Origin of the sequence: Streptomyces sp. NBC_01013 (assembly GCF_045162765.1) — a bacterium.
Lineage (GTDB): Bacteria > Actinomycetota > Actinomycetes > Streptomycetales > Streptomycetaceae > Streptomyces.
This window is the reverse complement of the sequence record NZ_CP108687.1, coordinates 4,020,763-4,039,520: the sequence shown is the minus strand read 5'-3', so window position 1 is coordinate 4,039,520 and position 18,758 is coordinate 4,020,763. Positions and strand designations below refer to the sequence as shown.

General features: G+C 71.0%; 17 protein-coding genes. 6 read left to right on the top strand and 11 right to left on the bottom strand.

Annotation, left to right across the window (positions count from 1 at the left end; all coding sequences use genetic code 11):
• Positions 1-19 precede the first annotated feature (19 nt).
• On the top strand, positions 20-1,366 hold the full coding sequence (locus OG538_RS17470) for a glycosyltransferase (protein WP_406094606.1): 1,347 nt from the start codon (positions 20-22) through the stop codon (positions 1,364-1,366).
• Positions 1,363-3,543 carry an ArnT family glycosyltransferase gene (locus OG538_RS17465; RefSeq protein WP_406094604.1) on the top strand — a complete coding sequence of 727 codons (2,181 nt, stop codon included), beginning with the start codon at positions 1,363-1,365 and terminating at the stop codon, positions 3,541-3,543. The genes OG538_RS17470 and OG538_RS17465 overlap by 4 nt, the downstream gene beginning before the upstream one ends.
• Positions 3,544-3,554: 11 nt before the next feature.
• Here the strand turns inward: OG538_RS17465 and OG538_RS17460 are convergent, their stop codons facing one another.
• A complete protein-coding gene (locus OG538_RS17460) occupies positions 3,555-4,418 on the bottom strand; it encodes an endonuclease/exonuclease/phosphatase family protein (RefSeq protein ID WP_406094602.1) in 864 nt (287 codons plus the stop codon).
• A gap of 138 nt (positions 4,419-4,556) precedes the next feature.
• Here OG538_RS17460 and OG538_RS17455 point away from each other — a divergent pair, with 138 nt between their 5' ends.
• The 3 genes from OG538_RS17455 (at position 4,557) to OG538_RS17445 (ending at position 8,758) form a co-directional block, all read left to right on the top strand.
• Positions 4,557-6,080 carry an MFS transporter gene (locus OG538_RS17455; protein WP_406094600.1) on the top strand — a complete coding sequence of 508 codons (1,524 nt, stop codon included), beginning with the start codon at positions 4,557-4,559 and terminating at the stop codon, positions 6,078-6,080.
• A 95-nt stretch (positions 6,081-6,175) separates the two neighbouring features.
• Positions 6,176-6,979 carry a TetR/AcrR family transcriptional regulator gene (locus OG538_RS17450; protein ID WP_406094598.1) on the top strand — a complete coding sequence of 268 codons (804 nt, stop codon included), beginning with the start codon at positions 6,176-6,178 and terminating at the stop codon, positions 6,977-6,979.
• A 321-nt stretch (positions 6,980-7,300) separates the two neighbouring features.
• On the top strand, positions 7,301-8,758 hold the full coding sequence (locus OG538_RS17445; protein ID WP_406093517.1) for an NF041680 family putative transposase: 1,458 nt from the start codon (positions 7,301-7,303) through the stop codon (positions 8,756-8,758).
• 8 nt (positions 8,759-8,766) lie between these two features.
• Here the strand turns inward: OG538_RS17445 and OG538_RS17440 are convergent, their stop codons facing one another.
• The 5 genes from OG538_RS17440 to OG538_RS17420 all read right to left on the bottom strand — a co-directional run bounded on the left by OG538_RS17440 (position 8,767) and on the right by OG538_RS17420 (position 14,266).
• Entirely contained in the window at positions 8,767-9,699 is a 933-nt protein-coding gene (locus OG538_RS17440; RefSeq protein ID WP_406094596.1) for an NAD(P)-dependent oxidoreductase, read from the bottom strand.
• Positions 9,700-9,704: 5 nt separating this feature from the next.
• Positions 9,705-10,175, bottom strand: coding sequence for a PPOX class F420-dependent oxidoreductase (locus OG538_RS17435; RefSeq protein WP_406094594.1), 471 nt, complete (start codon positions 10,173-10,175; stop codon positions 9,705-9,707).
• Between the two features lie 24 nt (positions 10,176-10,199).
• Positions 10,200-11,018, bottom strand: a complete 819-nt coding sequence (locus OG538_RS17430; protein ID WP_406094592.1) for a YceI family protein — start codon at positions 11,016-11,018, stop codon at positions 10,200-10,202.
• Positions 11,019-11,228: 210 nt separating this feature from the next.
• Positions 11,229-13,721: an MFS transporter gene (locus tag OG538_RS17425; protein ID WP_406094590.1), complete on the bottom strand. Its 2,493-nt coding sequence runs from the start codon at positions 13,719-13,721 to the stop codon at positions 11,229-11,231.
• A gap of 23 nt (positions 13,722-13,744) precedes the next feature.
• Complete coding sequence (locus OG538_RS17420; protein WP_406094588.1) at positions 13,745-14,266, bottom strand: MarR family winged helix-turn-helix transcriptional regulator; 522 nt, start codon at positions 14,264-14,266, stop codon at positions 13,745-13,747.
• Positions 14,267-14,757: 491 nt separating this feature from the next.
• Here OG538_RS17420 and OG538_RS17415 point away from each other — a divergent pair, with 491 nt between their 5' ends.
• Positions 14,758-14,970 carry a hypothetical protein gene (locus OG538_RS17415; protein ID WP_326737519.1) on the top strand — a complete coding sequence of 71 codons (213 nt, stop codon included), beginning with the start codon at positions 14,758-14,760 and terminating at the stop codon, positions 14,968-14,970.
• 31 nt (positions 14,971-15,001) lie between these two features.
• On the opposite strand, the gene OG538_RS17410 is transcribed toward OG538_RS17415, so the two are convergent.
• The 5 genes from OG538_RS17410 to OG538_RS17390 form a co-directional block, all read right to left on the bottom strand.
• Positions 15,002-15,826 (bottom strand): hypothetical protein, encoded by an 825-nt coding sequence (locus tag OG538_RS17410; RefSeq protein WP_406094586.1) that lies wholly within the window; start codon positions 15,824-15,826, stop codon positions 15,002-15,004.
• Between the two features lie 57 nt (positions 15,827-15,883).
• Entirely contained in the window at positions 15,884-16,750 is an 867-nt protein-coding gene (locus OG538_RS17405; RefSeq protein ID WP_350988172.1) for an RNA polymerase sigma factor SigF, read from the bottom strand.
• A 234-nt stretch (positions 16,751-16,984) separates the two neighbouring features.
• The gene (locus OG538_RS17400; protein ID WP_406100190.1) at positions 16,985-17,809 is read right to left on the bottom strand and encodes an RNA polymerase sigma factor SigF; all 825 of its coding nucleotides are present in this window, start codon (positions 17,807-17,809) and stop codon (positions 16,985-16,987) included.
• A 334-nt stretch (positions 17,810-18,143) separates the two neighbouring features.
• Positions 18,144-18,437 carry a Dabb family protein gene (locus OG538_RS17395; RefSeq protein ID WP_326737522.1) on the bottom strand — a complete coding sequence of 98 codons (294 nt, stop codon included), beginning with the start codon at positions 18,435-18,437 and terminating at the stop codon, positions 18,144-18,146.
• Between the two features lie 9 nt (positions 18,438-18,446).
• Positions 18,447-18,611, bottom strand: a complete 165-nt coding sequence (locus tag OG538_RS17390) for a hypothetical protein (protein ID WP_187285206.1) — start codon at positions 18,609-18,611, stop codon at positions 18,447-18,449.
• Positions 18,612-18,758: the final 147 nt, after the last annotated feature.

The following is an 18,758-nucleotide window of genomic DNA, read 5'->3' as shown; positions in this document are numbered from 1 at the left end:
GTTGGCGAGTGTCGATGTCATGCGAACCGACACGCCTTGGAGCACCTTGCCGGCCCGGGACCACCTCCTGGCCCGCGCGGACGATGCGGCGGGTGCCCCCGTACTCGATGTGGTGGTACCCGTCTACAACGAGGAGAAGGACCTGGAGCCGTGCGTGCTGCGGCTGCACGACCATCTCGCGCGTACCTTCCCCTACGCCTTCCGGATCACCGTCGCGGACAACGCGAGCACCGACCGGACCCCCGAGGTGGCGCAGCGCCTCGCCTGCTCGCTGCCCGAAGTGCGCTCGTACCGGCTGGAGGAGAAGGGCCGTGGGCGGGCCCTGCGCACCGTCTGGTCGCACTCGGACGCGCCGGTCCTCGCCTACATGGACGTGGACCTGTCCACCGACCTCAACGCACTGCTCCCGCTGGTCGCGCCGCTGATCTCCGGTCACTCGGACCTGGCCATCGGCTCGCGGCTGGCGCGCAGTTCGAGGGTGGTCCGCGGGACCAAGCGGGAGTTCGTCTCGCGGGCCTACAACATCATCCTGCGCTCGTCGCTGGCCGCACGGTTCAGCGACGCGCAGTGCGGGTTCAAGGCGATCCGGCGCGAGGTCGCGCAGCGGCTGCTGCCGATGGTGGAGGACACCGGCTGGTTCTTCGACACCGAGATGCTGGTGCTCGCCGAGCGGGCCGGGCTGCGCATCCACGAGGTGCCGGTCGACTGGGTCGACGACCCCGACTCGACGGTCCACATCGTGCGGACCGCCGCCGAGGACCTGAAGGGCGTGTGGCGGGTGGGGCGCGCGCTGGCCGTCGGCGCGCTGCCGCTGGACCGGCTGGCGCGTCCCTTCGGCGACGACCCGCGCGACCGCGGGATCGGCGGGGTGCCGGGCGGGCTGGCCCGGCAGCTGGTCGGGTTCTGTGTCGTGGGAGCCCTCTCGACGCTGTTCTACCTGGGGCTGTACTCGCTCTTCCGCCAGGGCGCCGGCCCGCAGCTCGCCAACGGCGGTGCGCTGTTGGTGTCCGCCGTCGCCAACACGGCGGCGAACCGGAGGCTCACCTTCGGCGTACGCGGCCGGGGTGGAGCCGTGCGTCACCAGGCGCAGGGCCTCGTGGTCTTCGCCATCGGTCTGGCGCTGACCAGCGGCTCGCTCGCCGCGCTCGGTGCCGCGTCGGGTTCGCCCTCGCACGGTACCGAGCTCGCCGTGCTGATCGCGGCCAACCTGGCGGCGACGGTGCTGCGGTTCCTGCTCTTCCGCGCCTGGGTCTTCCCGGAGCGCGACCGGGGCGGTGACCCGGCCCGCCCGTCGAACGCCCCTGCGCCCCGCCCGGCCGCCGTACCGGCCGACGACACCCACCACGAACTGAGGAACGTCCGATGACCACGCTCGACCACCTCCCGGCCGCACCCCGGACGGCGGACTCACCGAGCCACGGACGGACGGGCGGCTCACTGCCGCACCGCGTCTGGCGTGGCCGGCCCGAGGACCCCCGCTGGGCCCGCCCGGCCTTCCTCGCCATGCTGCTCGTCATCACGCTGGCGTACCTGTGGAACCTCAGCGCCTCCGGCTACGCCAACTCCTTCTACTCCGCGGCCGTGCAGGCCGGCAGCCAGAGCTGGAAGGCCTTCTTCTTCGGTTCGCTGGACTCGGCCAACGCCATCACCGTCGACAAGCCCCCGGCCACCCTGTGGCCGATGGCCCTGTCGGTGCGGGTCTTCGGCCTCCACTCGTGGGCGATCCTGGCCCCGCAGGTGCTGATGGGTGCGGCGACGGCGGGGGTGCTCCACGCCTCCGTACGCCGCCGGTTCAGTGCCGCCGCGGGGCTGATCGCCATGGCGGTGTTCGCGCTCACGCCCGTCGCCGCGCTGATGTTCCGGTTCAACAACCCGGACGCTCTGCTCGCGCTCCTGATGACCGTCACCGTCTACTGCGTGCTGCGCGCGCTGGAGCACGGCCGCACCACGTGGCTGGTCTGGGCGGGCGTCGCCGTCGGTCTGGCGTTCCTGTCCAAGACACTGCAGGCCTTTCTGATCCTGCCGACGCTGGCCGTGCTGTACGCGGTGTGCGCCCCGGTCTCCGTACGCAGGCGGTTCGGTCAACTGGGGCTGTCGGCCCTGGCGATGGTGGTGGCCGGCGGCTGGTGGGTGGCGATCGTCGAACTGTGGCCCGCCTCCTCCCGCCCGTACATCGGCGGCTCGCAGAACAACTCGTTCCTGGAGCTGACCTTCGGCTACAACGGGCTCGGCCGGATCAACGGCGAGGAGACCGGCAGCGTCGGCGGTGGCGGCGGCCCGGGTGGCGGATCCGGCGGTCAGTGGGGCGAGACCGGCATCGGGCGGATGTTCAACTCCGAGATCGGCAGCCAGATCTCCTGGCTGCTGCCCGCCGCACTGATCCTGCTGGCGGCGGGTCTCTGGCTGACCTGGCGGGCAGGGGAGCACCTCCCGGGCGTCAAGGGCTGGGGGAGGACGGACACGGCCCGGGCTGCCTTCCTCGCCTGGGGCAGCTCGCTGCTGATGACGGCGGCCGTGTTCAGCTTCATGGCCGGGATCTTCCACCAGTACTACACGGTGGCCCTCGCCCCCTACCTCGCGGCGCTGATCGGCATGGGCGCCACGGTGCTGTGGGAGGAGCGCTCCCGCTGGTGGGCGGGCGCCGCGCTGGGCGTCACGGTGGCTGTGACGGCGTACTGGTCGTACGTGCTGCTGGGGCGGACCCCGGACTACCTGCCGTGGCTGCGGCCGGCCGTGCTCGCCACCGGGATCGTCGCCGCGCTGGGCCTGCTGTTCGTGGCCCGGCTGGGACGCCGACCGGTCCTGGTCGTCGTGGGTCTGGGTTTCGCCGCGTCACTGGCCGGGCCCACCGCGTACACCGTGAGCACACTGAACACCGGGCACCAGGGATCGATCGTCACCGCAGGGCCGTCGTCCGGCGGGATCGGCGGGGGCGGCCGTGGCGGTGCCGGCGGTGGTGGCGGGATGCAGCCGCCCGGGCAGGGCAGCCGGACGGGCACCCAGCAGGGCAGTCAACAGGGCGGCGGCATGGGACAGCCCCCGACCGGCACCCCGCCCAGCCAGGGCCAGGGACAGAACCAGGGCGGCCCGGGCACCGCCCGGAACGGGCAGCAGCCCGGGGGCGTGCCCGGCATGGGCGAAGGCGGCACAGACGGCGGCGGCATGGGCGGACTGCTCAACGGCGCGTCCGTCGGCGCCGAGGCCAAGAAGCTCCTGGAGACGAAGGCCGGCGACTACACCTGGGCCGCCGCGGCCATCGGCTCGCAGAACGCCGCCAGTTACCAGCTGGCCACCGGCGACCCGGTGATGGCGATCGGCGGCTTCAACGGGAGCGACCCGTCCCCGACGCTCTCGCGGTTCAAGGAGTACGTCGAGGACGGGCGGATCCACTACTTCATCTCCAGCGGCACGGGCGGCGGTGGCGGCATGGGCGGCGGCAGCGGCACCTCGTCGCAGATCTCCACCTGGGTGGAGAAGAACTTCAAGGAGGTCACGGCCGGGAGCGCCACGTTCTACGACCTGACCCAGCCGAAGAGCAGCTGAGGTCCAGCGGCTCAGCGCCGCAGCAACAGGTCGGCGACGACAGGGCGGTGGTCCGAGGCGAGCGTCTCGGCCACCGCCGCGTCGCGTACCCGCACGGTGCCCTTGGAGACCGCCACGTAGTCGATCCGCTGCACCGGGTTCAGCGCCGGGTAGGTGGGGCCGCCCGGCTCGATGTCGTCGAGCGACTCCCACAGCGGGGCGAGCTCCGGCGCGGAGGGGGCCGCGTTGAAGTCGCCGAGCAGGATCTGGTGCACGGGACGCCGCTCCGTCTCCTGGTCCTCCGCCATGATCCGGCGGGTGTCCGCCACCTGGGCGATGCGCACGGACGGGTCGCCGCGGTAGTCGAGGTGCGTCGCGTACACGTGCACGGGGACCCCCTTCACCCGCACCACGACCTCGCCGAAGCCGGGCGCGAGCGCCGGGACCGGGTTCGGGTCCTGGGTGGAGAGGCGGGTGATGTCGTGGTTCTCGGCGCTCACGATCCGGTACCGGGAGAGCACCGCGACGCCGAACTCCCGTCGCGGGGCGCCCGGAGTCGCAGGGTCGAGGCTGTAGATCGGGGCGAACGACACCTGCATGCCCAGCCGCTGAGCCAGTTCGGCCGCCAGGTCCCGCCCCTGACTGCGGTCGCCCCAGTGGACGTCGACCTCCTGCAGCCCGATCACGTCCGCGTTCAGCGACCGGAGCTCCGCCACCTGCCGCTCAAGATCGAAGACATTGTCCATGCCGGCCCCCGCATGGATGTTGTACGTGGCCACGCGCAGGGGCACCAGCTGCCCCGGGCCGGGCCCGACGGCCGCCGCGGGGGGCGCGAGCGCCGCCCCCAACAGGCCCGCGGCCAGCAGGACTTCCACCGTACGACGACGCAGTGACATACCACTCCAGCCCTTGTCGGATCAGCGACCGGAACCGTATCCGGAAAGTCGGTTGTATGTGGCCCGTGCACGGCTATACGGTGTACAGCGATTGCCTGTACACCGTATAAGAACCCGATCGAACGCCTGGGAGTCCGTATGACGGCGACCTCCGCCGAATCGAACCGCCTCTCGGCGCCGAGCCATCCGCAGCGCTGGCTGATCCTCGGCGTCATCTGCCTCGCCCAGCTCACCGTGCTGCTCGACAACACCGTCCTCAACGTCGCGATCCCCTCACTCACCCGGGAGCTGGACGCCTCCACCGCCGATGTGCAGTGGATGATCAACGCCTACTCGCTCGTCCAGTCGGGGCTGCTGCTGACCGCCGGCAGTTCGGCCGACCGCTACGGCCGCAAGAAGATGCTGATCACCGGACTCGCCCTGTTCGGGATCGGCTCGCTGGTGGCAGGGCTCGCCCAGTCGTCCGGGCAGCTGATCGCCGCCCGGGCGGGCATGGGCGTCGGCGGTGCGCTGCTGATGACCACGACCCTCGCCGTCGTCGTCCAGATCTTCGACGAGACCGAGCGGGTGAAGGCGATCGGCATCTGGTCGACCGTCAGCTCGCTCGGCTTCGCCGTCGGACCGCTGATCGGCGGGGTGATGCTCGACCACTTCTGGTGGGGTGCCATCTTCCTGATCAACATCCCGGTCGCCGTGGTCGGTCTGGTGGCCGTGGCGCGGCTGGTCCCGGAGTCGAAGAACCCGAGCGGGGACCGCCCCGACCTGCTCGGCGCCCTGCTCTCCACCGTCGGCATGGCCGCGGTCGTGTACGCGATCATTTCCGGGCCGGAGCACGGCTGGACCTCCGGGCGCGTGCTGCTGACCGCCTTCACCGGGGCCGCCGTGCTCACCGGATTCGTGCTCTGGGAGCTGCACATCCCGTACCCGATGCTGGACATGCACTTCTTCCGCAACCAGCGGTTCATCGGTGCGGTCGCGGGCGCGATCCTGGTCGCGTTCGGGATGGGCGGCTCGCTGTTCCTGCTCACCCAGCAGCTCCAGTTCGTGCTCGGTTACGGCCCGCTGGAAGCAGGCCTGCGCACGGCGCCGCTGGCGCTGAGCGTCGTCGCCCTCAACCTCACCGGCCTGGGCGCGCGGCTGGTTCCCAAGCTCGGCACGCCCCTCACCATCGCCTCGGGGATGGGGCTCCTCGCCGCGGGACTGGCCGCGATCGCCCTGTCGGGCGGGGACGGCTACGGCGGGATGCTGCTCGGTCTGATCGTGATGGGCGCGGGCATCGCCCTCGCCATGCCCGCCATGGCCAACGCGATCATGAGCGCGATCCCGCCGGAGAAGGCGGGCGTCGGCGCCGGGGTCAACGGCACCCTCGCCGAGTGCGGCAACGGCCTCGGGGTCGCCGTCCTCGGCGCGGTCCTGAACTCCCGGTTCGCCGCGCTCGTTCCGTCGGCCGTCGGCGCGGCCTCGCTGCCCGCCGCCCTGGCCGCCGCCGGCGGCGACGGGGAGCGGCAGCAGATCACGGACGCGTTCTCCTCGGGCCTCCAGACCAGCATGCTGGCCGGAGCGGTGTCCGTTCTCGCAGGCGGCTTGCTGGCCGCGGTGCTGCTGCGCCGGGCGGAGCGAGGAGAATCGGCTGAGGCTGACCCGGCCGCGGCAGCGGCATAGCATCAGGCGGGACGTACCGGACCGTACAGCTCCGTTTTCGGGGCACGGAGGTGGGGCATCCGGTCAGTCCCGCCGGCAAGACGAGGGAGTGCGCCATGGTGTCCGCGGCCGACCGCGCGAAGGACCCTGCCCGGACCAGTGTGTGGCTGAACCACCGGCCACCCTCGCGCGCCCGTAAATCGGACCAGCCGGCGGGGCTCGACCGCGACCGGATCACCGCGGCCACGGTCCGGCTGCTGGACGCCGAGGGTCTCGCGAAGTTCTCCATGCGCCGGCTCGCCGCCGAACTGAACGTGACGGCGATGTCCCTCTACTGGTACGTCGACACCAAGGACGACCTGCTGGAACTGGCCCTCGACTCGGTCTACAGCGAGATCGCCCCGCCACGGGAGGACGCGCCCTGGGAGACCCGGCTGCGCGCCCTGGCGACCACGTACCGGGAGCTGCTGGTCCGGCACGTCTGGGTGTCCCCGCTCGTCGGGAAGTTCCTCAACATGGGGCCGCACGCGATGCTCATGGCGTACGCCATCCAGGACGTGATCCGCGCGACCGGTCTGCCACTGCGACAGCAGACCGGCGCGCTCTCCGCGGTCTTCCAGTTCGTGTACGGATTCGGCACGGTCGAGGGCCAGTTCGCCCAGCGCAGCGCCGAGGCGGGGCTCACCCAGGACGAGTACTTCCAGCAGGCGATGTCGGCCATCCAGGGGCAGCCGCAGCTGGGCCCGATCGTGGAGAACTCGCAGAATCTCATCGCGGCGCGGGGTGCCGACACCGTGCACGAGATGCACGAGAGGGACTTCGCGTTCGCGCTCGACCTGCTGATCGCGGGCATCGACGCGATGCGCGAGCGGGCCGAGCGGGAGCGGTCCCCGGAGGCCGAGCAGTCCGGCCCCCGGTAGGGCGTGTTTCGAAAGTCCCGCCTGCTCGGCGACGCCTGGCACGCGCGCACGCTCGCCGCGTTGTCGGGATCGCCCCGATACACCCGGTATCGGGGCGACCCTCCGCCTTGCGATGGCACGCACCGGACGCCGACGAGCCCGCCCTCCGGGCGGACGGCGCTCCTTTCGAAACAGGCCCTAGCTTGATCTTTAACCTCGGGGCCCGAACGAGTCCTCGTACTTGATCACTCGGACTGGTAACTGCGGTACATGCGGGCGGCCTTCGGCTGAGCATGTGATCCGACCAAGGAACACACAACGCTCAGCACGAAGGCCGTGGGGATGAGTCTGTCGCATCACGTCGTCCGACAGGATCCGATTGCGGGACTGTCACGCTTCCGGGGTGAGTTCTACTCCTGTCTGACCAGGCGTGCGGATGGACTGTTCGAACTCGTGGACGCGGTGTTGTGCGCGGACGGGCCGGTCCGTTCCCTGGTGGAACTGTCATTGGTCGGCGAACACCGGCGGGGACACGGCGGGCTCTACGACGCCCTGGCCGCAGGCCGGGTCGATGTCACCCGGCTGCGACGGGCCCTCGCCACGATGCCGCTGCCGCGCGCGTCGGACGGCCGCCTCGTCCTTGCCGCCGACCTCACCTGCTGGCTGCGGCCCAGCGCCCACACCTCACCGCAGCGAATCCTGTGCCATACCTACGGCCGGGGCAAGGACCAGCACATCCCAGTTCCCGGCTGGCCGTACTCGGTGATCTGCGCGCTTGAGACGGGCCGCAGTTCCTGGACCGCACCACTGGACGCACTACGTCTGGCACCGGGCGACGACGCTGCCACCGTCACCGCCAGGCAGATGCGCGAGCTCATCGAACGGCTCATCACAGCCGGGCAGTGGAAAGACGGCGACCCGGAGATCCTGATCGTGGTGGACGCCGGATACGACGTGCCACGTCTGGCCTTCCTGCTGAAGGACCTGCCGGTGCAGGTGCTGGGCCGGATGCGCTCGGACCGCGTACTTCGACGCGCGGTACCACCCCGTGAGCCCCGTCTCCGAGGGCGGCCGCCCCGTCACGGCGGCGAGTTCGTGTTCGGTGACCCGGCCACCTGGGGCGCCCCCGACGCGCAGACGGTGACTGCGACACGCCTTTACGGCACTGCCGTCGCACGGGCCTGGGACCGGCTCCACCCGAGACTGACCCACCGCTCGGCCTGGACCGCCGAGCTGGGTGCCCTGCCGGTCATCGAGGGCACCGTGATCCGGCTGCGGGTCGAGCACCTGCCCAGCGGCGCGACACCGAAGCCGGTCTGGCTGTGGTGGTCAGGCACCGACGCCACAACGGCCGACGTCGACCTGCTCTGGCAGGCATTCCTGCGACGCTTCGACATCGAACACACCTTCCGGCTCTTCAAACAGACCCTGGGCTGGACCTGCCCGAAGATCCGCAGCCCCGAAGCCGCCGATCGCTGGACCTGGCTGATCGTCGCCGCGTTCACTCAGCTCCGGCTCGCACGCCCACTGGCGGCAGACCTCCGACGGCCGTGGGAGAAGCCGGCCCCGCCCGACAGACTCACCCCCGCCCGAGTCCGCCGCGACTTTCGGCACCTCCGCACGAAGGCCGCCTGCCCAGCCGGAGCACCGAAAACCGCCCGGCCCGGTCCAGGACGCCCACCCGGCCGCAAGAACGACCAGCCCACTGCCCGCTATGACGTGCACACAGTCGGCAAACCAGGTTCCGCCAAGCGACGAACGAAAAAGTCAACGACTCCACGTCCACGCCGCACAGGTTAAAGATCAAGCTAGTAGCCGCGCGTCGGGTCCACGGCGAGGGGCGGAATCCGTCCCCCCGTGAGTGCCCGCAGGCACGCCGCGAAGTCCGTGACGACATCATCGTCCGCCGTGATGCCCGCGGAGTGCGAGGTGATCACCGTGCGCGGCAGCCGCCAGCACGGGTCGCCGGGCGCGGCCGGCTCGTCGGGCAGCACGTCGAGCACCGCGCGCCCCACCGATCCCGCGCGCAGCGCCGCCTCCAGCGCCACCAGGTCCACCGTCGCGCCCCGCCCGACGTTGACGAAGGTGGCACCGCCCATGCCCGCGAACCGGTCCGCCCCGAAGTGCCCGGCCGTCGCCCCGGTCAGCGGAAGCGCGGCGATCACCCAGCGGGCGGCCACCGCTTCGTCCGCCGCGGCCACCGCGTCGAAGCCGGGCGGCACTTCGCGCGGGGTGCGGACCACGCCCACCGTCCGGATGCCGCACGCCCGGAGCAGCCCGGCGACGGCCGAGCCGATCCGGCCCGTGCCGTGCACCACGGCCGTCTGCCCGGCCGCGAGCTCCGAGGGGATGCGGCGCCACTCGGCCCGGGCGTGCTGCGCGGCGAACTCCGGGACGGACTGGCACTCGGCCAGCACCCAGGCCAGCACGTACTGCGCGATCCGCTCGCCCATCCGGCCCACGGTCCGGGTGAGCAGCGCCCCGTCCGGCCACGGCCCGGCGCCCAGCAGGGCGTCCGTGCCGGCGTTCACGCTGTGGAACCACACCAGGCCTTCCCCGCGCAGGGCGTCCGGCAGCGCGGCCCCCACGTACACATAGGGACCGCCTTCGACGGATCCGCCGCGCTCCACGGGGCGACCGGTGGCCCTCGCCAGGGCCTCCGCCACCGCGGAGCCGACCTCGGGCCCGGCCAGCAGCCGTGCCCGGGCGAGCCGTTCGGGCCGGGGGATCGGGAGGGTCACCGCGGTCAGCTGCCCGGGGCCAGGTGGGCCGGGAAGCCGCCCGTGGCGATCGGGCCCCACCGCTCGGGGGTGATCCTGATGATGGACTTGCCCTGCTTCACCATCGCCGCCCGGTACTCGTCCCAGTCGGGGTGCTCCCCCGAGATGTTCCGGAAGTACTCGACGAGCGGCTCGACCGAGTCCGGTGAGTCGATCACCTCGGCCGAGCCGTCGATCTGCACCCAGGGTCCGTTCCACTCGTCCGACAGGACGATCACGCTCACCCGCTCGTCGCGCTTCGCGTTGCGGGTCTTGGCCCGTTCGGGGTACGTCGAGACGACGATCCGGCCCGCGTCGTCGACGCCGCAGGTGAGCGGCGAGCCCTGGGGGCGGCCGTCGGCCCGGGTGGTCAGCAGGATCGCCCGGTGCCGGGGCCGTACGAAGGCCAGCAAGTCGTCGAGTTGCACAGCGGTGTTGGTCGCGATGTTCGATGCCATGGAACCGACCCTACGACCGTGCGGTCAGGCAGCCGGCAGGGAATCGCCCTGCACGGCCTGGATGTCGAGCTTGACCCGCAGCGTCGTGCCGATCGCCGAGATGCCCGCCTGGACCACCTGGTTGTAGTTCATGGCGAAGTCGTCGCGGCGCAGCTCGGCCGTGGCACGGAACGCCGCGCGCACGCCGCCCCACGGGTCGGGGCCGGAGCCCAGGTAGCTCAGGTCCAGATCGACCGGCCGCTCCACGCCGTGCAGCGACAGCTCGCCGTGCACGGTCCAGCGGTCGGGTCCGGTCGGAGTCAGCCCGGCGGAGCGGTAGGTGATCTCGGGGAACCGCTCGGTGTCGAGGAAGTCGGGCGACCGCAGGTGCTTGTCCCGCATGCCGTTGCCGGTGTCGATGCTCGCCGCATTGATGACCGCGTCCACGCGGGAGAACTGGACGTCCTCGGCGATCTCGATCCGGCCGCCGAAGTCGGTGAACCGCCCGTGCACGCTGGAGATCCCCAGGTGCTGCGCGACCGCGGCCACCGAGGAGTGCGCCGGGTCCAGCGACCAGGCACCCGGCGGCGGCAGCTCCACGCCGCCCTGGCGGGCCAGCACCACCGTGCCGGCCTCGACCCGGCCGCTCGCCGTGACGAGGGCGGTGGAGGCGGCGGGGGCGTACCCGACCGCCGTCACGATCACGGTGTACGCGCCGGCGGACAGCCGGGTGTCGGTGCGCACCGTCCCGTCCTCGTCGGCGGCGGCCCGCAGCACCTGCGTACCGGTCATGTCGGTGACCGTCACGACCGCGTGCTGGACGGCCCAGCCGTCCCGCGTGCGTACCTGTGCGCGAAGTCCCATCCCGTTTTCTCTCCTTGCGTCCTTGCTCAATGGCCCATCCGCTCCCGGAACGGGTCACTCGATGAGTCGGGCCCCGGGGCGGGGACGGCAGGCCGTCCCCTGCCTGCCGTCCCCACCGCCGGGGCCCATTTTTCCGCCGGCCGGGACAGACTCTCCGCTCGAAGTGCCATCCCGCCAGGGGTCTTGCGTATCCGGGTTCTCCCGGACGGGTTACTCGCCCGGGTGGGCGAGCTCGATGTCGTGCCCGTCGACCCCGCGGCCGGCCACGGTCAGGGCGCCGGCCACCGGCGGGTAACCGGTCGCGATGACCGAGTACTCGCCCGCGTCCAGGTCGGCGAAGGCGTACGCCCCGTCCTCCCCGGTCGTCGCGGTGGCGATCACGTTGCCGGCCGCGTCGACCAGCGTGACGCGGGCGTCGGGCAGCGGTCGCCGGCCGGAGCCGGCCCGCACGACGCCCTGCACCAGCGCGCCGGACTGCAGCGCCGCGTCGACCCGGGTGACGCCATGGCCGCCGATCTCCACCGGCAGCGCCAGCGGACGGAAGCCGGCCGCGTTGACGGCGACGGTCACTGCGCCGGGGACCAGCTCACCGAAGGTGAACTCGCCCGCGTCGCCGGACTTGCCGGTGGCCAGCACGTCGCCGCGCACATCGGTCACGATGACCATGGCGCCCTCGACCGGCGCACCGCCCTCGGCGGCCCGCACGGCCCCGGCCAGGCCGCTCGTACCGGCGAGCAGGATGTCGTACGCGAGCGGCTCGTCGCCGACGACCACGGTGGAGGCCTGCGGCTGGAAGCCGTCGGCCGACGCGATCAGCACGTACGAACCGGCGCCCGGGGCGTCCAGAACGTAGCTGCCGTCGGACTGGGCGACCGAGATGCCCAGCTGCCGGCCGCCCAGCGAGATCAGGGTGACGGCGGCCCGGTCGACGGGCGTGCCCTCGGCGCCGCGCACCACACCGCGGATCGCGATGCCCTGCACGGTCGCCGGCGGAGCGGCTACGGGAGCGTCCACCGGGGTGTCGACGGCGGTGATGCCGGCGGCTGCCTCGGAGACCAGCGCGGCCGTACCGTCCGGGGCCTCGGAGAGTTCCACGGCCTGGGCCGGGACCGGCGCGTCGTTGGCCGCGTTCGTCTTCAGCGCGACCTCCTTGATGAAGATCGTGATCAGGAAGGCGATCAGCGCGGCCGGAGCGGCGTAGAGGAAGACGTCACCGACGCCGTGCCCGTAGGCGGACTCCACGACCGTGCGGAACGGGGCGGGCAGCTTGTCCAGGTCGGGGATGCCCCCGCCGCCGGTACCGCCGTGACCCAGGGCCGCGCCCTGGGGACCGAGGTCCGCCAGACCGTCCTTCACGTAGTGCGTGACGCGGTTCGCCATGACGGCGCCCAGTGCCGAGACACCGATCGCACCACCGAGCGAACGGAAGAAGGTGACGACGGAGCTGGCCGAACCGAGGTCCTTGGGGTCGACCTGGTTCTGCGTGGCGAGCACGAGGTTCTGCATCATCATGCCGACGCCGAGACCCATCAGGAACATGAAGATCGCGATGTGCCAGTAGGCAGTGTCGTACCGGATGGTGCCGAGCAGTCCGAGGCCGGCCGTGACCAGGAAGCCACCGGAGACCAGCCATGCCTTCCAGCGGCCCGTCTTGGTGATGACCTGGCCCGAGATGGTCGAGGAGAGGAACAGACCCGTGATCATCGGGATCGTCATCACACCGGACATCGTCGGCGACTTGCCGCGTGCCAGCTGGAAGTACTGGCTGAAGAAGACGGTGCCGGCGAACATCGCGACACCGACGAACAGCGAGGCGAGCGAGGCGAGCGTGATGGTCCGGTTGCGGAACAGCCGCAGCGGGATGATCGGCTCACTGGCGCGGGACTCGGTGAAGACGAAGAGCAGCCCGAGCACCACGGAACCCGCGAGCATCGCGGCAGTCTGCCAGGACATCCAGTCGTACTTGTCGCCCGCGAAGGTCACCCAGAGGAGCAGCACCGAGACGGCGGAGCTGATGAAGAAGGCGCCGGTCCAGTCGACCTTGACCTCGCGCTTGACGACGGGGAGCTTCAGGGTCTTCTGCAGCACCACGAGGGCGACGGCCGCGAACGGCACGCCGACGTAGAAGCACCAGCGCCAGCCCATCCAGCTGGTGTCGGTGATGACACCGCCGAGCAGCGGGCCGCCGACGGTGGCGACGGCGAAGACCGCGCCGAGGTAGCCGCTGTAGCGGCCGCGCTCACGCGGGGAGATCATCGCGGCCATCACGATCTGGGCGAGGGCGGAGAGACCGCCGACGCCGATGCCCTGCACCACACGGCAGACGATCAGCATGCCGCTGCTGGTCGAGAGACCTGCGACGACCGAGCCCGCGACGTAGATGACGAGCGCTATCTGGACCAGCAGCTTCTTGCTGAACAGGTCGGAGAGCTTGCCCCACAGGGGGGTGGTCGCCGTCATGGCCAGCAGTGAGGCCGTGACGACCCAGGTGTAGGCGCTCTGGCCGCCGCCGAGGTCGGAGATGATCTCCGGCAGGGCGTTGGTGACGACGGTGGACGACAGGATCGCCACGAACATGCCGAGCATCAGCCCAGCGAGCGCTTCCATGATCTGCCGGTGTGTCATCGGCACGCCGGCGGAGGGTTCGTTCCCTCCGTGCTTGGCGTGGCCGCCCCGCACACCGGTTGGTGTGGTCGTAGCCATTTAAATCCTTCTCTTTGCTTCTGTTACACGGGTGTACGGGTGTACGAGCCGTCGTGGCCGTCGGTGGGCCGGGAGCGGCAGTCGCCGCTGTGCTTTCCGGGGGCGCACCCGCCGGAGCCGCGACAGGAGAAGCTGTCGCGCAGCCGGGCCAGCAACGTGTTGAGCTGTCCGACCTCGTCGTCGGACCAATCCTGAAGGTTGTGCGCGAACATTTCGGTTGTCCGGCAGTTCAGATCCTTGAGCACACCCTTGCCCGCGGGAGTCAGCCGCAGGATGCGGGAGCGCTTGTCCGCGGGGTCCGGCGACCGTTCGATCCAGCCGCGTTCCGCCACGTGAGCGACGTGTCGGCTGGTCACCGACATGTCGACGGAGAGGAGCTCGGCCAGTCTGCTGATCCGTATCTCGCCGTGCTGACTCAGCAGGGCCAGTACGGCCGCCGAGCCTGCGGGGCACTCGGCGGGCAGTATGCGGGCCAGGCCCCGTTTGACGGCGCCGACGGCGCTGAGCTGCCGGGCCAGTTCTTCGTACTGACTCCGCGCGGCCACGCGACCCCCAAACATCTCACCGGTCATCTTGTTGCTTAGGGCAACCATAGAAGCCGTTGGTTGCTGCAGGCAAACGAAAAGGCCCTTGCAGAAGTAAAGGAACGCAAAAGGCTGCGTAGGCCACGGGTCAAACCCGCAGCGTGTGCGGTGTGCGAGCGCCTGCTGTGGCGTGTGCCACTCCCGAGGTGGCAGCGGGGGTGCTCGGGCGCGGCACCCGGGACGTTCCCGCCTGCCCCCGGGGCCTCCGGCGGGGGCGGGCGGTCGCCCTTCGCGCATATATACGGATGTGCTGCGAGGGGCGGGGCGAGACGATTCTCAAGTGGCCCGACAGACAAGGGGATTGAGTCGCACTCGTCGTCGCGGGCCCGGTGCGGCGTGCAGCGGTCCGGGCCCCTTCCCCACGCGTCCTTCACCGGTTCCCCGGTTATGGCCTCGCGCCTTCACCGCCCGGGGGTTGGGCCGTTCGGCCGAGTTCGCTAGGGTCCTGCGACATGGCACACAATCCCCACGCTCCGCAGGGTCCCGAGGGCAACAGCGACCCGGCAGGCAACACCCAGATGTTCCGCGCCTTCGTCGACGAGGGCGAGCCGCAGCGCCGGCAGCAGCCGGCCGCCGTGTCCTCCGGGCCGAGGACCGGGCTGATCGCGGCCGTGGTCGCGGTGATCGTCGTGCTCGGCGCGGTCGCCTGGCTCGCCCTCGGCTGACCGGCCCTCCGGCCGTCGCGTAGTCCCCCCGTCACTTCCAGACGGCGGTCACGTCCCGGGTCTCGACATGCATGCCCAGGGGCACCCGCCAGGCGTCCACACAGACGGTGAACGTCATCTTCCGCGCCGCTCCCGCGCCGATCGGCACGGGCAGCGGCGCTGTCGATTCCCGGGTCGCCCAGTCGATCCCCAGCCCGCCGATGATGTGCGTGGCGAAGGTGACGGTGCCCGAGCGCGCGGGTGAGCCCCCACTGTTGCGGAACTCCACGGTCACCTTCTCGCACCAGCGCTCGTCCGCCGCCGCGCGCACAGGGGCACCGACCTCGACGACGGGGGGCCCGGCGGGGGCGGTGGAGCCGGGCGGGGACGCGGGGCCCGTGGGACCCGAGGGTCCCGCGGTTCCTGTGGAGCCGCCCGCCGAGCCCGGGCCGGACCCCTCCGGCGGGGCGCCGCTCGTCACCGTGCCGCCCGGCCCCGCCGAGGTTCCTGCCGGGCTCCCGGACGCGCCGGGACGCCTCGTGGCCGGGCCGGAGCCGCCCGCGGTGCCCGTGCCGCCGGCGCCGTCCGCCGCATCCGGGGTTCCGGGGGAGGGCGAGGCGCCCGAGGGGCCCCGAGGGCCGCTCCCGCTCGAACCACCGGCCCCGTCCAGCGGGACCAGCGTGACCTTGCCCGAAGGTGCCACCGCCCCCGAGGGCGCCCTCCCCGGGCCTGCCGAGGCCGCACCGACGGCCGTGTATCCGTCGCCGCCCGCTCGGTCCCCACAACCTGCGAGGGCCCCGCCCAGACACAGCACGGCCGCCGAGGCGACGATCGCTGTGCCTCGGCGGCCGGGCCGGCCGCATGTCTGACGTCGCATCGCGACAGTGTGTCTGACGGGCCGTCAAATCGGAACCCTCGGGATCGGGCTTCCGGGTCAGTCGGCGATGAGCCCTTCCCTGAGCTGGGCGAGCGTGCGGGTCAGCAGCCGCGAGACGTGCATCTGCGAGATGCCGACCTCCTCGCCGATCTGCGACTGGGTCATGTTGGCGAAGAACCGGAGCATGATGATCTGGCGTTCGCGCGGCGGGAGTTTGGCCAGCAGCGGCTTGAGCGACTCGCGGTACTCGACGCCCTCCAGTGCCGCGTCCTCGTACCCCAGCCGGTCGGCCAGCGAGCCCTCGCCGCCGTCGTCCTCGGGGGAGGGCGAGTCCAGCGAGGAGGCGGTGTAGGCGTTGCCGACAGCCAGGCCGTCGACGACGTCCTCCTCCGAGACCCCGAGCGCCTTGGCCAGCTCCGGGACGGTCGGCGAGCGGTCGAGCTTCTGGGCGAGCTCGTCGCTGGTCTTGGTGAGAGCGAGCCGCAGTTCCTGGAGCCGACGTGGCACCCGCACCGACCACGAGGTGTCGCGGAAGAAGCGCTTGATCTCGCCGACGACGGTGGGCATCGCGAACGTCGGGAACTCCACGCCGCGTTCGCAGTCGAACCGGTCGATCGCCTTGATCAGGCCGATCGTGCCGACCTGGACGATGTCCTCCATGGGTTCGTTACGGCTCCGGAACCGTGCCGCGGCGTAACGCACCAGCGGCAGGTTGAGCTCGATGAGTGTGTCCCGCACATAGGCGCGCTCCGGAGTGTCCGTTCCGTCCGGGCCCGGCGCGGGGCCCAGTGCGGCGAGCCGCAGGAACAGGGAGCGGGACAGCGTGCGGGTGTCGATGGCTTCCGGCGAGCTGGTGAGCACAACGGGTGCGGGTGCGCTCTTGGTGAGCGTGAGCACCTTCGAGCTGCCCTGTTCTGCGGACATGCCACCCCCTTGAGGTCGCGGACGGTCGCGGTGGCCACGACCATCGGAGGAACGCAGCCTCCACCTGAATACCGGAGGGGAGGCAGCGGCAAACGCGGTTCCCGCAGAATGTCACATGTCGGCAACACGCTGTAGTGACTTGTCGACAAGTTCCGGGGGAGTCTGCGCAGTTAACAAGGGGTGTGCGGCTTTTGGTCCGCGGTCAACGCCCCGGGATCGGTCTACCCGATCCGGTTACGCCTCGATCCTGTTTGCGGATCGAAGTCGGGCAAAACTTCGGGCCAGGAGCCTTGACACATGCATCTGTGAGACTCCCAGTTCCGCGCTGATCTGGGACTGTGTCAGGTTGCTGTAGTAGCGGAGCATCAGGATCCGCTGTTCGCGTTCGGGCAGTTGTACGAGCAGGTGCCGGACCAGGTCGCGGTGCTCGACGCCGGCCAGCGCGGGGTCCTCGTAGCCGAGCCGGTCCAGCAGGCCGGGCAGCCCGTCGCCTTCCTGGGCTGCTTCGAGAGAGGTCGCGTGGTACGAGCGGCCGGCCTCGATGCAGGCCAGGACCTCGTCCTCGGAGATCTTCAGCCGTTCGGCGATCTCGGCGGTGGTGGGGGAGCGGCCGTGAGCGGTCGTCAGGTCCTCGGTGGCGCCGGTGACCTGGACCCAGAGCTCGTGCAGTCGCCGCGGAACGTGGACGGTCCGCACGTTGTCCCGGAAGTACCGCTTGATCTCACCGACGACGGTCGGCATCGCGAAGGTGGGGAACTGGACCCCGCGCTCGGGGTCGAACCGGTCGATGGCGTTGATCAGGCCGATGGTGCCGACCTGGACGACATCCTCCATGGGCTCGTTGCGGCTGCGGAACCGGGCGGCTGCGTACCGCACGAGGGGCAGGTTCGCCTCGATCAGTGCTGCCCGGACGCGGCCGTGCTCCGCGGTGCCCGGCTCCAGACCCTGGAGGCGGCCGAAGAGCACCTGGGTGAGTGCCCTGGTGTCGGCGCCCCGCGTCCTGGCGGGCGTGACGGTGTCGTCGGGTGTCTCGGTCTGGATCGTCTGCGACGCCTGCACTGCCTGCGACGCGGGGGGCGCCTGGGAGGCTTGGGGGGCCTGGATCGCTGGGGGCGTCTGGGACGCAGGGGGCGCCTGTGCCGCCGGTGTCGTCCGGGCCGGCTGGGCGACCTGGACGGTCTGGGGAGGCACTTGAGGCGCTGTACTGGCCGGCACGATGACGCCACCCCTTTGCGGTCAACTTCGGTCAACTCGTTCGTCAAAAGCGGTCATAGCATCACAAGACATGTCCACTATGTGCAAGCACCCCATAGCGCCGTGTTGAGCTCGAACCGGTTTAAAAACAAAGAAAGCCCCTCACCGTCGTGGTGAGGGGCTCGCAGGGCCGAAGGCGTCAGAACGGGTAGTCGGCGATCACCCAGGTGGCGAATTCGCGCCACTGCCCGGCAGCCGCCTGGTGGGCCGGATGCTCGATGTAGCTCTTCAGCGCGGCCTCGTCGGCGACCGCGGAGTTGATGGCGAAGTCGTACGCGATCGGCCGGTCCGTGATGTTCCAGGCGCACTCCCAGAACTCCAGCCCGGGCACCTTGTCCGCCAGCCCCCGGAAGGCTTCGGCGCCCGCGACGACCCGCGGGTCGTCCCGCTCGACGCCGTCGTTCAGCTTGAACAGGACCAGGTGGCGGATCATCGGGTACTCCTACTTCACGAGCTCGGACATGAAGTCGCCGACGCCCTGAGCGGCGTCCGAAACGCCCTCGAACCCTACCTGGACGAGATCCGCGGCCCGGGCGGGAGACGTGATGATCGTGTAGAGCACGAAGACGACTATCAAGTAGAGAGCGATCTTCTTTGCTTGCACCATCAGCCCCTGACTCCCCTTCGATCCCTGCGCAGTCGGGCGAGTCTATCCGCACACATGGCCGTATCGGCCTGCTGTTTCCGATCACTCATTCGGCCTTTAAGGACCAAGGACCCGGCGATCGGGGTCCTTTGCCCGCCCACGCGGCTT

Coding starts and splice junctions, on each gene's coding strand:
- OG538_RS17460 (WP_406094602.1), bottom strand. CDS start 4,418: ATGTCACTGCGTCGTCGTACGGTGGAAGTCCTGCTGGCCGCGGGCCTG.
- OG538_RS17470 (WP_406094606.1), top strand. CDS start 20: ATGCGAACCGACACGCCTTGGAGCACCTTGCCGGCCCGGGACCACCTC.
- OG538_RS17390 (WP_187285206.1), bottom strand. CDS start 18,611: ATGGTGCAAGCAAAGAAGATCGCTCTCTACTTGATAGTCGTCTTCGTG.
- OG538_RS17405 (WP_350988172.1), bottom strand. CDS start 16,750: ATGTCCGCAGAACAGGGCAGCTCGAAGGTGCTCACGCTCACCAAGAGC.
- OG538_RS17445 (WP_406093517.1), top strand. CDS start 7,301: ATGAGTCTGTCGCATCACGTCGTCCGACAGGATCCGATTGCGGGACTG.
- OG538_RS17455 (WP_406094600.1), top strand. CDS start 4,557: ATGACGGCGACCTCCGCCGAATCGAACCGCCTCTCGGCGCCGAGCCAT.
- OG538_RS17435 (WP_406094594.1), bottom strand. CDS start 10,175: ATGGCATCGAACATCGCGACCAACACCGCTGTGCAACTCGACGACTTG.
- OG538_RS17410 (WP_406094586.1), bottom strand. CDS start 15,826: ATGCGACGTCAGACATGCGGCCGGCCCGGCCGCCGAGGCACAGCGATC.
- OG538_RS17465 (WP_406094604.1), top strand. CDS start 1,363: ATGACCACGCTCGACCACCTCCCGGCCGCACCCCGGACGGCGGACTCA.
- OG538_RS17395 (WP_326737522.1), bottom strand. CDS start 18,437: ATGATCCGCCACCTGGTCCTGTTCAAGCTGAACGACGGCGTCGAGCGG.
- OG538_RS17415 (WP_326737519.1), top strand. CDS start 14,758: ATGGCACACAATCCCCACGCTCCGCAGGGTCCCGAGGGCAACAGCGAC.
- OG538_RS17450 (WP_406094598.1), top strand. CDS start 6,176: ATGGTGTCCGCGGCCGACCGCGCGAAGGACCCTGCCCGGACCAGTGTG.
- OG538_RS17430 (WP_406094592.1), bottom strand. CDS start 11,018: ATGGGACTTCGCGCACAGGTACGCACGCGGGACGGCTGGGCCGTCCAG.
- OG538_RS17425 (WP_406094590.1), bottom strand. CDS start 13,721: ATGGCTACGACCACACCAACCGGTGTGCGGGGCGGCCACGCCAAGCAC.